16 protein-coding genes and 1 tRNA gene are annotated in these 13694 nt (G+C 29.1%); 7 read left to right on the top strand and 10 right to left on the bottom strand.

The window, feature by feature from the left end; genetic code table 11:
* Positions 1 to 25: 25 nt before the first annotated feature.
* The 4 genes from NSA23_RS08510 (at position 26) to NSA23_RS08495 (ending at position 2086) form a co-directional block, all read left to right on the top strand.
* Entirely contained in the window at positions 26 to 475 is a 450-nt protein-coding gene (locus NSA23_RS08510; RefSeq protein ID WP_042682817.1) for a DUF441 family protein, read from the top strand.
* A gap of 392 nt (positions 476 to 867) precedes the next feature.
* Positions 868 to 1467, top strand: a complete 600-nt coding sequence (gene rpsD, locus NSA23_RS08505; RefSeq protein ID WP_050069847.1) for a 30S ribosomal protein S4 — start codon at positions 868 to 870, stop codon at positions 1465 to 1467.
* A 245-nt stretch (positions 1468 to 1712) separates the two neighbouring features.
* Positions 1713 to 1850, top strand: a complete 138-nt coding sequence (locus NSA23_RS08500; RefSeq protein ID WP_257490409.1) for a hypothetical protein — start codon at positions 1713 to 1715, stop codon at positions 1848 to 1850.
* A 161-nt stretch (positions 1851 to 2011) separates the two neighbouring features.
* Positions 2012 to 2086 (top strand) — tRNA-Ala (locus NSA23_RS08495).
* A 20-nt stretch (positions 2087 to 2106) separates the two neighbouring features.
* On the opposite strand, the gene NSA23_RS08490 is transcribed toward NSA23_RS08495, so the two are convergent.
* Together NSA23_RS08490 and NSA23_RS08485 are read right to left on the bottom strand one after the other, a co-directional pair.
* The gene (locus tag NSA23_RS08490; RefSeq protein WP_042682819.1) at positions 2107 to 2946 is read right to left on the bottom strand and encodes a CvfB family protein; all 840 of its coding nucleotides are present in this window, start codon (positions 2944 to 2946) and stop codon (positions 2107 to 2109) included.
* A gap of 67 nt (positions 2947 to 3013) precedes the next feature.
* On the bottom strand, positions 3014 to 3478 hold the full coding sequence (locus NSA23_RS08485; protein ID WP_081915258.1) for a methylglyoxal synthase: 465 nt from the start codon (positions 3476 to 3478) through the stop codon (positions 3014 to 3016).
* A gap of 177 nt (positions 3479 to 3655) precedes the next feature.
* Here NSA23_RS08485 and NSA23_RS08480 point away from each other — a divergent pair, with 177 nt between their 5' ends.
* Positions 3656 to 4771 (top strand): amidase domain-containing protein, encoded by a 1116-nt coding sequence (locus NSA23_RS08480; protein WP_042682822.1) that lies wholly within the window; start codon positions 3656 to 3658, stop codon positions 4769 to 4771.
* Positions 4772 to 4778: 7 nt separating this feature from the next.
* Here the strand turns inward: NSA23_RS08480 and NSA23_RS08475 are convergent, their stop codons facing one another.
* The 4 genes from NSA23_RS08475 to NSA23_RS08460 all read right to left on the bottom strand — a co-directional run bounded on the left by NSA23_RS08475 (position 4779) and on the right by NSA23_RS08460 (position 7767).
* Positions 4779 to 5252 carry a pyridoxamine 5'-phosphate oxidase family protein gene (locus tag NSA23_RS08475; RefSeq protein WP_042682824.1) on the bottom strand — a complete coding sequence of 158 codons (474 nt, stop codon included), beginning with the start codon at positions 5250 to 5252 and terminating at the stop codon, positions 4779 to 4781.
* A gap of 145 nt (positions 5253 to 5397) precedes the next feature.
* The gene (locus NSA23_RS08470) at positions 5398 to 5679 is read right to left on the bottom strand and encodes a hypothetical protein (protein WP_042682826.1); all 282 of its coding nucleotides are present in this window, start codon (positions 5677 to 5679) and stop codon (positions 5398 to 5400) included.
* 159 nt (positions 5680 to 5838) lie between these two features.
* On the bottom strand, positions 5839 to 6417 hold the full coding sequence (locus tag NSA23_RS08465; RefSeq protein WP_042682829.1) for a TetR/AcrR family transcriptional regulator: 579 nt from the start codon (positions 6415 to 6417) through the stop codon (positions 5839 to 5841).
* A gap of 258 nt (positions 6418 to 6675) precedes the next feature.
* Entirely contained in the window at positions 6676 to 7767 is a 1092-nt protein-coding gene (locus NSA23_RS08460; protein ID WP_257490408.1) for a glycerol dehydrogenase, read from the bottom strand.
* Positions 7768 to 7933: 166 nt separating this feature from the next.
* On the opposite strand from NSA23_RS08460, the gene NSA23_RS08455 reads away from it, so the two are divergent.
* Positions 7934 to 8113, top strand: coding sequence for a hypothetical protein (locus tag NSA23_RS08455; protein ID WP_257490407.1), 180 nt, complete (start codon positions 7934 to 7936; stop codon positions 8111 to 8113).
* A gap of 35 nt (positions 8114 to 8148) precedes the next feature.
* Here NSA23_RS08455 and NSA23_RS08450 read toward each other — a convergent pair whose 3' ends face one another.
* The 3 genes from NSA23_RS08450 to NSA23_RS08440 form a co-directional block, all read right to left on the bottom strand.
* Entirely contained in the window at positions 8149 to 8895 is a 747-nt protein-coding gene (locus NSA23_RS08450; protein ID WP_257490406.1) for an AIR synthase related protein, read from the bottom strand.
* 13 nt (positions 8896 to 8908) lie between these two features.
* Positions 8909 to 9418, bottom strand: coding sequence for an ECF transporter S component (locus NSA23_RS08445; protein WP_257490405.1), 510 nt, complete (start codon positions 9416 to 9418; stop codon positions 8909 to 8911).
* A 522-nt stretch (positions 9419 to 9940) separates the two neighbouring features.
* Positions 9941 to 10423 carry an AI-2E family transporter gene (locus NSA23_RS08440; RefSeq protein ID WP_050069848.1) on the bottom strand — a complete coding sequence of 161 codons (483 nt, stop codon included), beginning with the start codon at positions 10421 to 10423 and terminating at the stop codon, positions 9941 to 9943.
* A gap of 275 nt (positions 10424 to 10698) precedes the next feature.
* On the opposite strand from NSA23_RS08440, the gene NSA23_RS08435 reads away from it, so the two are divergent.
* Positions 10699 to 12108 carry an alanine/glycine:cation symporter family protein gene (locus NSA23_RS08435; RefSeq protein WP_257490404.1) on the top strand — a complete coding sequence of 470 codons (1410 nt, stop codon included), beginning with the start codon at positions 10699 to 10701 and terminating at the stop codon, positions 12106 to 12108.
* Between the two features lie 33 nt (positions 12109 to 12141).
* On the opposite strand, the gene NSA23_RS08430 is transcribed toward NSA23_RS08435, so the two are convergent.
* On the bottom strand, positions 12142 to 13563 hold the full coding sequence (locus NSA23_RS08430) for a carbon starvation CstA family protein (protein WP_042682842.1): 1422 nt from the start codon (positions 13561 to 13563) through the stop codon (positions 12142 to 12144).
* Positions 13564 to 13694 lie beyond the last annotated feature (131 nt).

The raw sequence follows: 13694 nt of genomic DNA, 5'->3' as shown, positions 1-13694 counted from the left end.
AGATAATGTGATTGGAGATATGTATATGATTAATAAAATTGTAATATTTATAATAATTTTAATTTCAGCTACAGCAAAAAACAAGTATATGACATTTGCTGCAATTGTCATTCTATTATTATCATTTTTAAATAATAGATATTTAAATAGTCTAATTAAAAATCACTTTCTAAATATTGGAATGACCTTTCTAATGATTTGGATGCTATCCTCTTTATTAAATGGAAAAAACACCTTAAACTTACTGAATATAGAGAAATTTTTAAATATAAATGGAATTGTATCTTTTATAGTTGGTTTTTTCGTAGTTATAATTGCATCAAAAGGATTAACCTTTCTAAATGAAGACCCTTCTGCATTAATAGGTGTAGTAGCAGGCTCTATTATTGGAGTGACTTTTTTTAATGGAATACCCGTAGGTACTTTAACTGCCTCTGGTATAGCTTTTTTAATTATTAAATTAATTAAACATTAACATTTTTCGCTATGTAACATAGTCTATAGTAGGATTTAAATTCCCTATTCCTGATCAGGAGGTGTATTATAATGACAAATAAAGATTGTGGTTGGAATGGAATGATAAACTGCCCAGACACTTCATTACTATTCTTCTTCTTATTATTGGTAGTTATCTTCTGTGATTTTTGTAAAGACTGCTAGTATTAAAATGATCAAATAAACTTAAATATAGTGTAGTAAATAACGGATAGATAATTTGATATTTTATCTATCCGTTATTTTTTTATATCAAAAATAGTCAATATTATATGTAAATGATATTGATTATCATTTACATATATGTTATTATAGAGTATATAAATATTGGTCTTAAATTATCGCGGCAAATATAATTTTGGAGATGATAATTTGGCAAATATGCAATATCCTAGATTTAAACAATGTAGAAGACTAGGACTAAATGTATGTGGTCATCCAAAGGCTATGGATAGAGCTCACAAAGGTACTTCTAGGTCAGATAAAAAGCTTTCAAATTATGGAATGCAATTATTAGAAAAGCAAAGACTACGTGCTTATTATGGAGTAATGGAAAAACAATTTGTAAAGTATGTAAGAGAAGCAAAAAAGAAGAAAGAACAAACTGGTCATGCTTTAGTTAAAATATTAGAGTCTAGATTGGATAATTTAGTATACAGATTAGGATTTGCCTCTTCTATAAGGCAAGCAAGACAAATGGTAGTTCATGGTCATATATTATTAAATGGCAAGAAAGTGGACATACCTTCTTATAGAGTTAAAACTGGAGATACTATTTCTTTAAAGGAAAAATCACAAAATGTAGAACTCTTTAAGGAAAATTTCTATTCTAACTTTCTTATTAGCTATCCTTATTTAGACAAAGATAAAAATATTTTCTCTGGTAAATATGTAAGATATCCCAATAGAGATGAAGTACCTATTGAAATAGATGACCAATTAGTAGTTGAATATTATTCAAAACTTATATAACGATAAAAAGGCATTTGAAATTTCAAATGCCTTTATTTTTTTATTGAAATACCAAAAAATACTATAATAAGTAATAATAAAGTAATTTTTTTCATATGATTATAATAAGATATCATTTTAGTAAAGTTTAAATATAAACTTTAAACAAGCTCAAAATATCTTCTTATCCATATTTCTTTTATCTAAAAATCTTTACTTACCATAGTCAAAAATCCAATTAATTCTATCTACAGGAGGTGAGTAAAATGACAAATCTAGAAAATATCTTAAGTTTTTTAACTATTCTACTTAACTTCCTAATCCAATTAATAAAGTTTGAAAATGCAAAAATCAGTAAGAACTCTTCCAAAAAGAAGAGTTCTAGAAGAAAGAGAAAAGCTTGATTTATAGGGGAGTTGCCTCTCCCCTATAAAGCCTCTCAATTTATATTATATCATTTAAAAAGAATTTTATGACATAAATTTTAGTTGATTTAAATTTTCATGTCATGATATTTCCCAATACCTTGACCAAATACTAAAAACATAGTATATTATTATTAAATGGGGACATAGTTCAGTGGGAGAATGTTTGACTGGCAGTCAAAAGGTCAGGGGTTCAAATCCCCTTGTCTCCACCAATATAAGTCCATAACATAACCTATCTTTTTATCCTAATACCATTTCTCATAAATTCAATTTGTCTTTCTTTTAATAGTCTTCCTACGGCTCTTTTAAATGCACTTTTACTCATATTTAATTCTCTTCTTATTTTCTCTGGTGAACTATTATCATTCAATTCTAGTTCTCCTTTGTTACTTTTTAACTTTTTTAAAATTTTATTTGCATCTCTGTCCATTTGTTTATATGATTTTTTTCTTAAACTTAAGTTTAACTTTCCATCTATTCTTACTCTAGTAACTCTTACTTGTACTTCATCACCAATTCTATATACGCCATATAGCTCATCTTTGGGAATTAGTCCATCATATTTGTTATCAATAGCTACAAAAGCTCCCATATCATGATTTATAGCATAAATAGTCCCTTTAACCTTATCATTTTCTTTATAAGGAGATTTATTACTTAATATATTTTTAATCTTCATAGTAGCACATGGCCTATTACTTTTATCTAAATACACTCCAACTAAATATTCTCTTCCTTTTTCAATTTTTCCTATTTGCTCAGTAAAAGGAAGAAATAGGTCTTTCTCAATACCCCAGTCTAAAAATGCACCTACTTTTGTATTTTGAACTACTCTAAGAATGCCCATTCCGCCAACAGTTATCTTTGGCTTCTTTGTTGTAGCTAATATTTCATTTTTAGAACCTTTATATATAAAGACTTCTAATATATCTCCTTTCTTAATATCTTTTGGTACTTCCTTTCTAGAAAGAAATGCATTATCTTCATTCTGTCCATCTCTAGTATTTAAGTATACTCCTGACTGTGCTGTTTTTATCACTTCTAATTTCTGTATTTTTCCGATTTCTATCATAATTCACCTTCTCTTCTCTCTATACTACTATAAAGTATTACATATTATAAAAAAATTATCAATATATTTATTTCCTGTGCATCCTTTTAGAATAGTCTATTATTTTTCTTTCATATTCTTCATTCATTAATGGAGATAAGAGCAAGAAATCTGCTGTAGCTTGGTTTGTTGCAACAGGTATATCATACAACACTGCAATACGGAGCAATGCTTTTACATCTGGATCATGAGGTTGAGCTGTTAATGGATCCCAAAAGAAAATCATAAAATCTATGTCTCCCTCAACAATACGACAACCTATTTGTTGATCTCCTCCTAATGGTCCACTATTAAAAGCTTTAACAGGCAGATGGACTGCTTCATTAATCATTCTCGCAGTAGTTCCAGTTCCACATAAAAGATGTTTCCCAAGTTTATCCTTATTTATTCTTACCCACTTAATTAAATCCTCTTTTCTATTGTCATGAGCAACTAAAGCTATATGTTTTTGTTTCTCCATATTAACTAATTTAAAATCATTATCTCTATCCATTTTTGACCTCCTTAATTTTAAAAGCGTCTAAAATTATTATACTATATAATTAAATATATTTTGGAAATTTCTCTTCTTGTATTTAGTTTATTAATTTAAATTTAAATTTAAATTAATAAAGCATAGTAGACGATCTTTATACATATAATCTTATGAATACGTATTAGGAGGAACAGTATGATTATCTATATAAGACTTAAAAAATTAAGAATTGTCCTATTATGTACAATTATATCTATAGCTTGTATACTAGGATTTCATATGTGGAATAATCCTAAAAAAGTTTCAACTATAATTGCTACTGAAGATTTAGATATAAAGTTAGAGCAAATGTTTAATCTTAGAAATAAAGCCTTACTTGAGGGAAATACAGATATTTTATCTAATTTATATGACAAAGAAATAAGAAATGGCATATGGGCCTATGAACATGAGATTAAGAAAATGGAATATTTAAATAAATGGTCAAATAAACAATCTGTCCAATTTAAAAATATTGATTCTGAAGTTATTTTAAGAAATTTTAAAAAGAAAGAGGATAAAATTTCAGTAAATCTATTAGTTTCAACTGAATATGAATACATATATAAAAATAATACTAAAATAAATAATTCTTTTAGAATAGGCACGTATCATTCTCTAGATTTAGTTAAAGATAAAGATAAATACATTATTATAAGAGAATGGTACACAGACCCTTTTGCTGACTCTTTAAATTTAGATGAAATTAAAAGTGAAGAAATTAAGAATATTATTCAATCAGGAAATACTAAAGAGTTATCAAATATAGATGAAAGAAGAAAAAATGCAGTAGAATACGCAGATAAATATAGTGGTGCCGCTAGCCTGCCTAAATACGGCTTCCAATACAATCCTGAATATAGAGATTATAATAATGAAGGAGGAGATTGTACTAACTTCGCTTCTCAGGTATTCTATGAAGGAGGGAATTTTGAAAAAAACTCGACATGGAACTATCAAAAAGGTTCTGGAAGCAGCGCCTGGGTAAATGCCCAAGCCTTTCATAACTATATGGTTTATAGTGGTAGGGCCTCTATAATTAGCCAGGGTAATTACGATGAAGTTTTAAAACATTCTTATGAACTTTTACCTGGTGATTATATAGCTTATGAAAAAAAAGGAGAAATCGCCCATATATCTATTGTAACTGGGATAGATTCAAAAGGATATATTTTAGTAAACTCCCACAACTCTGATAGACATCGAGTACCTTGGGATTTAGGATGGAGTGATAAAGGAATTAAATTTCATTTAGCTCGTGTTAACTACTAAGCAATAGTTATCCTTGCTTTTCTACTACACTATTATTCTTTAATACTTGCTTTATTCTATTACCATCACCTAAGGAATCTAAGTACACAATCTCAGTAGGTTTTATTTTTATTATTTTTATATGATCTTTTTCATGTTCTATTTGATAGGGTTCTGGATGAATTTTTTTTGCTTCACTAAAAAGGTTTTCATCTTCCAGACTTGTAATAGCGTTGCCAAAAATTTGAACACCTTTTATTTGCCTATAATTGATATAGCTTGTATTTACAAGTAGACAAACATTTGGATTTTTAGCTATAGCTTTAAATTTATCTCCTCCTGCAGAAGCTATATATATGTCCATATCATTGCCTATAAAATACTGTACTGGACTACTTCTAGGAATATTATCCATGCAAGTTCCTAAGGAGCCTTCCTTATGTTCTTTTAAAAATTCTAGAATATGCTTTTTCAATTCTTGATAACTCATCTTTTTATTCATTTACTATAAACTCCCTTCATATAGTTAAAAATAACATACTTGTTTTATTTTTAACTATATGGATAAAAATATACTAGTTTATTTGAAGTTTATAATAAAAAAATAAAAAGCCAATAAATTAGATTTGGCTTTAACTCTCCAATTGTTACACCATTTTATTTTTTAATCTCTTTATATCTATCTCATGTCTTCCTATTACATCGTATATTGCCTCAAGCTTTTCATCAATATTATTTGACTTTCCCTTTATATATGCTATATCATTATCCATTTTATCATGCTCAGCCTTGTTTATCCTTGCATTATGCTCTAATGCTTTCAATATCAAATGATCCTCTTGTTGTTGCTTTTCAATAGATTTAACACTTTCATCAATAGTTTTTACTTCACCTGTAATTGTCTTTACTTCGTCTCTAACTGTTTTCACTTCATCCCTAACTATTTTTTTACTTCATTTAATATATTATTTAACAATTCTTTCTCCGTCACTTAAAATCACTTCCAATAGAATTTGAGCTTTAAGCATATATATTATGTACATTATATCATACTACATTTTTTATTTTAATTACAAAATTTATTTATACTATATAATCTTCCTTATAGTTTGGAAAAGAACTGGTTTCATTTCGTCTATACCTACAGGTTCTTCCAATATTATAGAACTATAACATACCGATCCTGTCAGTTCTAAAATCATAAATAATACCTTTCCAATATAGTCCCTAGATAACGAAGAATTCTTATATCCACTTTGAAACATAGAATATATTTCATGTATTTCTTCATAATCTTTATATGCTTTCTTAAAAATTCCCCAAGATAAATTTTTATGTATTAATTTCAACATAAGTCTGTCTTTCCTCAGATATTCAATAATATAGTCTATAAAATATAAAAGTTCATCTTCAAAATTATTAAATTCTTTTTCCTTAGTTTGCTTAATGGCTTCACTCAATACATAAGTACTCTTATCTAAAATTATTTTGTCTAATATATCATATTTATTTTTAAAATAAAGATAAAATGTTCCCTTTCCTACTCCTGCCTTTTTAACGATATCACTTATGGCTGTATTGTGTATACCTTTTGTAGTAAACAAATGATAAGCCGCATCATATAAAGAGTTCTCTTTTTGTTTTTTATTCTTTTCTATTTTTGACAATAGAAATCTACCTCCTCAGCTAAATTATCATTACTAATTTTATTCCCAAAACCTCGTCTACGAACAAAGCAAATGAACAAATAAGGCATCAACTAAGCTTATTATATAATATTTCTCAGTAAAATAGACATATCTTAAGTATTTTTTATAAAATAAACCTGAACATGGAATATATCCATTGTTCAGGTTTATTTTATAATCTATTCTCATTTAAAACTTTAGATAGGACTAAGGGATAGGTACCTGTCCCTTAATCCTTTATTTATACAGTCCACCTAAATTATCTGCCGCTAATATAGCAGAATATACATCTTCTACACTTACTTCAAAGGGCATATTATATATAGTTTCTCCTTCAGCACATGCAACTTCCGCTACTTTCATAATATCATCTTCCTTTGCTTTTACAATTCCCATATCTTCTAATGTCACAGGAAGACCTACTTCTAAGCAAAAACTAATTACTTCTTCTATTTCTTCTATTGGAGCATTTTCTAACACCAATTGTACAATAGTTCCAAAAGCCACCTTTTCTCCATGATATAGATGATGACCTTCTTCAAGTACAGTAAATCCATTATGGATTGCGTGAGCAGCAGCTAACCCACAACTTTCAAATCCTATTCCACTTAGATAAGTATTAGCTTCTATTATATTTTCTACTGCCTTTGTAGATGTTTTTCTTTCTACTGCTAACTTTGCCTTCAATCCATCATTTAGAAGTGTTTCATAACACAATTCTGCAATAGCAAAAGCAGCGTTGGTAGCTTTTCCGCCAGCCATAGTATCTCCATCAGACATAATACAAGCTCTTGCTTCAAAATATGTGGCTAGTGCATCTCCCATACCTGCAACTAATAATCTAGCAGGAGCTTTAGCCACTATAGATGTATCTACTAAAACTATCTCAGGATTTTTAGGTAATAGTAAATAATCACTAAATTCTCCTTCTTCAGTATATATTACAGATAATGCACTAGTAGGTGCATCTGTTGAAGCTATAGTAGGAACTATAACTACAGGAGTATTATTATAATATGCTACAGCTTTAGCTGTATCAAATACTTTTCCACCACCAACACCTATTACTACATTGCAATTATTCTTTTCCAATACTTCTCCAAGTCTATCTATTTCTTTCCTAGAACATTCCCCATTAAAAGACTCAAATACTAAATTAGCACTACTATTTTTAAAGCTTTCTTCAATTGTATCTCTGGTACGTTTTATCCCATTTTTACTAGCTAATACTAATATTTTATCCCCTAAAGAATGAATATGTTTATATAAATTTTTTAGTTCTCCATTACCTTGAATATATTTACTAGGAGATATAATTACTCTTGTCATTTCATCACCTCTTGCATATTTTATAGTTATATTACATTATATCATACCCTAAATAGATACACTTATAAACTATAATCTAAAATAAAAACATAAAAAATTCTAATTTGAATACTTTTAGCTCTTTAGGAAATAATAATAATATCTTTAAAAAGAAAGGAATATATTTATGGATCAAAAATTTGTTGTAGTAACCGATGAGAATTTTTCCCAGCCTATGTCTAGGGACGCTGCTATAAAAACTATAAAAGATTATGATAAAAAAGGTATTGTTGCATATATAGTATCTGAAGAAGAAGCTAAAAGAATAAAAACTCCAGAAAATTTCAATGAACCTAGATGGGAATAAAAACAAATCCAGATAAATTTTATCTGGATTTGTTTTTATAAAAATCTCCCTATTTTTTTAACTGGTATAGAAAAACTGTTTTCAAATTCTTCATATTTGTCTTCCTCTATAGATATTATGACACAAGTTGATGGTCCTGCAGATTTTTCAAGATCCAAATCTATACTTTCTTCTAATTCAAATTCAATATCATTAGTTTTAGCCATCTCCTTTAACTCATACAGTATTCCCTTTGAACCTACTGGAAGAATTTCTTTTATGTATTCTTTCTCCTTCAGTTCAGCAAGTTTAGAAATACTCATTATAGTTTTATTATTATCAGCTAATACTTCATCTCCTACTTTAGGTAATCCAACTACTGCAGAAATAAGACCAGCTTGGGTGCATGGTCTTATCCATTTTTTCTTATCTATTATTCCTATTATAGTTATACCCATTCCAGTTTGAATTACTGGAAAATTTTCTTCCGTACTTCCTGTAATTAAGTTGGAAGCATGAAAATCTAATGGTTTCAACGCTTTTTCTATACCATTTATTATTTTTTTACCTGTATCATTCATTTCTACAGATAATGTGTTTACAATAACAGCAGGTTCAGCCCCAAATGAAAGTATTTCCATCATTGCAACTTGAGTTGCATAATATCCTACAATCTCTGGTGAAGTTTTAACTATATCTTTTTCTTTATTACCTATACCCCCAGAAGAATCACAGGATATTACTAATACTTGATCACTACTCATATCTACTAATGTTAAATCTCTATATTTACTTATTTTCATATTCTTCTCCCTATTATAACACTCTTTTTTCTATTATCTTATAAACTACACAGGCTAGTACAATATTTACTACAGATGCCAATGACAATGGCCCTACCATAGCAGCAAAAAAAGTCTTCCCATTTAAAGGAAGCCCTAGCCATGTTGTAATAGGCATTAAAATCAATACTGCTACTATTCCATTTAATAATATGCCTACTATGGAGGCAATTATACTATTAAATTTTCTATACACTATTCCAAATATATAAGCAGATACTGCCATTTCTAACGTTATAACAATATGAATAGGAATTGTTAACAAAAATCCGCTTGTAGCCGCAGTAAGTAGATGCCCTAATCCTGCAACCAGTCCTCCATACACTGGTCCTAAAAATAATGCAGCAAAAAATCCTGCCATAGAATCAAGAGCTATACTTCCTTGTATTTTTATTAAAGACCCAATAAATGAAATAGCTATTAATATACTAGTATATACTAATTTAGATGTAGTACTTTTAATTTTTATGTTTTTAGAATTCATATTTCCTCTCCTTGCAAATCTATTAATTATCAATATATATTCTATCAATGAAATGCTTAATTATCAATAATTCATCACACTGTTTACAGAAAAGAATATAATAGACTATAAATATTTAGGAGGTTGTTATGTATAATCATATGTCTAATGATACTCACTTTCCTCATTTACCTATTTTAGGTCCTCATTCATTTAAGAAAATATTGCAATATATATAGCTATTGTAGGTAAAGCAACAGCAACTGAATTCTATTCACGTTTATTAGAAGAAGCTCCTAATAATCTACATCAAGAATTCATAAAACATGCTACGAAGATGAGTTGGAACATTTGCAATATTTCACAAAGTTATATTATTATTTTACTGGATAAATGCCTAAATATACCATAAAACCTGTCTAATATCCATATTACAAAGAAGGAATACTTATAGCTCTCAAAGATGAATTAGAGCATGCAACTCAATTTAGTACTTTATATAATATCTTATAGGGACAGGTTAAATAAACCTTGTCCCTACATCTAATCTCTATCATCCCATTTCTTTTTCACTCTATATATAGAACTTATAATCACAACTATCATGGGACCAACTACAACTCCTACAGGACCAAGTATTAGAGAACCCAATATTGTCGCAATAAAAGTATAAAGGGGTCTTACACCAATTTGATCTCCAACAATCTTAGGTTCAATGATTTGTCTTAATATAGTTAAGACAACATAAAGTATTGCTAAATAAATACCTGTATCTATATCTCCTTTTATAAAATTAACTATTGACCAAGGTACCATTACAAGTCCACTACCTACAACTGGCAATATGTCAAGAATTGCTATTATTAATGCAATGAGAATAGCCCATGGTATTTCTATAATTAGCAGTCCAATACTTATAATTATAAAAGTTATAGCCATAAGTATTAATTGAGATTTAATATATCCTTTAATGCCCTTGCCAGTATCATTTATTATTTCCATCATCATATCAAATATATTTTTCAATATATAATCTCCTTCCTAGAAGATTTTATTTCATACTTTTCTCAATACAATATAAAATACCCCTTGCTAATCTTTTCAAGCACTAATTTTAGTATAACATTTATTTATTATGAAGTATTATAAATATTTCATTACTATTATAAAAATATTCTCTATATATAAAATACTATTAAAAGTTAAACTTTAACTATTCAATTATAAAAGGTTGAATATATGTATTAAGTTTGGTATAGTATAGTCTAAATAATTTTAAAATTGCAAGAGGAGGAAATTATGTGGTCAAATCATTAAATAATTTAGTTGGACTATTAAATGAATTTTTATGGTCCTATGTCTTAATTGGACTTTTAATATCATTAGGAATTTATTTCACTCTTAAGACTAATTTTGTACAATTTAGATATTTTAAAGAAATGTTTAAATTATTATCTGAACAAACAGATACTGAACATGGTAAAAAGGGTATTTCACCTTTCCAAGCCTTCTCTATTAGTGCAGCATCTAGAATAGGTACAGGAAATATGGCTGGAGTTGCTTTGGCTATTGCTATAGGCGGCCCTGGCTCTGTGCTTTGGATGTGGATTATTGCACTTATTGGAAGCAGTTCAAGTTTTATTGAAAGTACCTTAGGACAAATTTACAAAGTAAAAGATGGTGATGAATTTAGAGGAGGTCCAGCTTATTATATTGAACAAGCTTTGAACAAGCGTTGGTTAGGAGTTCTTTTCTCAATACTAATAACTATTTCTTTTGGTTTTGTTTTCAACTCCGTTCAAGCAAATACTATATCAAGTGCTTTTGAACAAGCTTTTGGAATAAAAACATCTATAACAGGAATTGTTTTAGTTGTTCTTTCTGGAATAATCATTTTTGGTGGAATAAAAAGAATTGCTAATGTATCTTCAATTATAGTTCCCATTATGGCCTTGATTTATGTAGGTGTAGCTATATTTATAATGATAAAAAATATTACCTTTATACCTGAAATGATAAAAATGATATTTACAAATGCATTTGGTGTAAATCAAGCTCTTGGTGGAACTTTAGGTGGAGTTATGATGCAGGGTATAAAAAGAGGACTATTTTCTAATGAAGCTGGAATGGGAAGTGTTCCAAATGCAGCAGCAGCTGCAGATACAAGTCATCCTGTAAAACAAGGACTCATTCAAACTCTCGGGGTATTTACAGATACTCTTTTAGTATGTAGTGCTACTGCTTTTATTATACTTTTATCTGGTATTCATAACAATCCAGGAGATTTAACAGGAATTCAATTAACACAAGCTGCTGTATCATCACAAGTTGGTTCATGGGGAGATTCATTTATTGCTATTTCCATATTTTTATTTGCCTTCAGTTCTATTATAGGGAATTATTATTATGGTGAAACAAATATAGAGTTTATAAAATCCAGTAAATCTGCTCTTTTTATCTATAGAGTCATTGTACTATCTATGGTTATGTTAGGCTCTGTAGCTAAACTTTCTACTGTTTGGGATATGGCAGATCTTTTTATGGGGCTAATGGCTGTTATAAACTTAATTGTAATAGCTAAATTAGGTCCTATTGCTTATGAAGCATTAAAAGATTATACTAGGCAAAGAAAAGAAGGAAAAAATCCTGTTTTCAAGGCAAGTTCTATCCCTGAATTAGAAAATATAGAACAATGGAAGGATGAAATCTAAAAAATAGTCATTCCCTAGGGAATGACTATTTTTTTATGCTTTTTGTAAACTTTCCTTTTTATTGGTTTTCTTTATAAAATAGATTAACACTCCTATAGCCCCTATAAATCCTACTGGATATGAAATGCTAGAAGATAACTTAAATCCTTCTGGTGCCATCATTATATAAGTAATACTTACTCCTGTCATAAACGTAGCTGGTAAACTTGCCATCCAATGAGATTTCTTCATTTTGACTAAATATGCTGCTGAAGCCCATAGTACAATCATAGCTAAAGTTTGATTTGACCAAGCAAAATATCTCCATATAATATTGAAATCAATCCTTGTTAAAATAAATCCAATTGTAAATAAAGGTATAGCTATTGATAATCTGTTTTTTATTGGACCTTGATCATATTTAGCTGCATCTGCTATAGTTAATCTTGCACTTCTAAAAGCAGTATCTCCTGAAGTTATTGGAGCTGCTATTACTCCTAACATAGCTAATACTCCACCTACAGTTCCTAAAAGGGATTTAGAAACTGTATTTACAACTCCTGCTGGTCCTCCACCATTAGCCATTGCTTCACCTAATTGTGGAACACCACCAAAGAACGCCATAGCTGCTGCTGCCCAAATCATTGCAATTATCCCTTCTGCTATCATTGCACCATAAAATATCTTTCTACCTTCTTTTTCATTATCCAAACATCTTGCCATCATTGGAGACTGAGTAGCATGGAATCCACTTATAGCTCCACATGCAATTGTAACAAATAACATTGGCCATAATGGTAAACCGTCAGGATGTAAACTAGATAGTGTAAACTCTGGCAATGTATATCCCTCTATAATCAAGGCACCACCTATTCCAACTGCCATTATAAGTAATGCAAGTCCAAATACTGGATATAATTTTCCTATTATTTTATCAACTGGCAATATTGTAGCTAAAAAATAATATGCTAGTACAATTGCTAACCAAACGTTTGCATTTCCTAGTCCTAATGGCTTTAAATTTGCTAATAAATCAACTGGTCCCACCATAAATACTGTACCAACTAATATAAGAAGTACAACTGAAAACACTCTCATGACTTTTCTTGCACCTTCACCTAAATAAATACCGACAATTTCTGATATACTTTGTCCCTCATGTCTTAAAGAAAGCATACCTGAAAAGTAATCATGAACTCCTCCTGCAAATATACTACCAAAAGCTATCCACAAAAATGCTGCTGGTCCAAATAATGCTCCTTGAATAGCACCAAATATTGGTCCTAAGCCAGCAATATTAAGCAATTGGATTAAAAATACTCTTGGCCAACTCATAGGCACATAGTCAACACCATCATTTATTGCATTTGCAGGTGTTTGTCTATTTTCATCCACATCAAAAGTCTTGTCTACTAATTTACCATAAGTAAAATAACCTGCTATTAATATTATAATACCTAAAATAAAAAAAGACATTAAAAAACCTCCCTATAATTTATATCTTATACATTTATGATTATATACTTCTATTAATTATAAAGAGGTTTTTAAAGATAAGATGTCTTTTTTAGAGCTTGAAATGCAATATGGAAAGATATAATGCATAT

Origin of the sequence: Anaerosalibacter massiliensis (assembly GCF_024623155.1) — a bacterium.
GTDB lineage: Bacteria > Bacillota > Clostridia > Tissierellales > Sporanaerobacteraceae > Anaerosalibacter > Anaerosalibacter massiliensis.
This window is presented reverse-complemented; position numbering and strand designations above follow the sequence as displayed.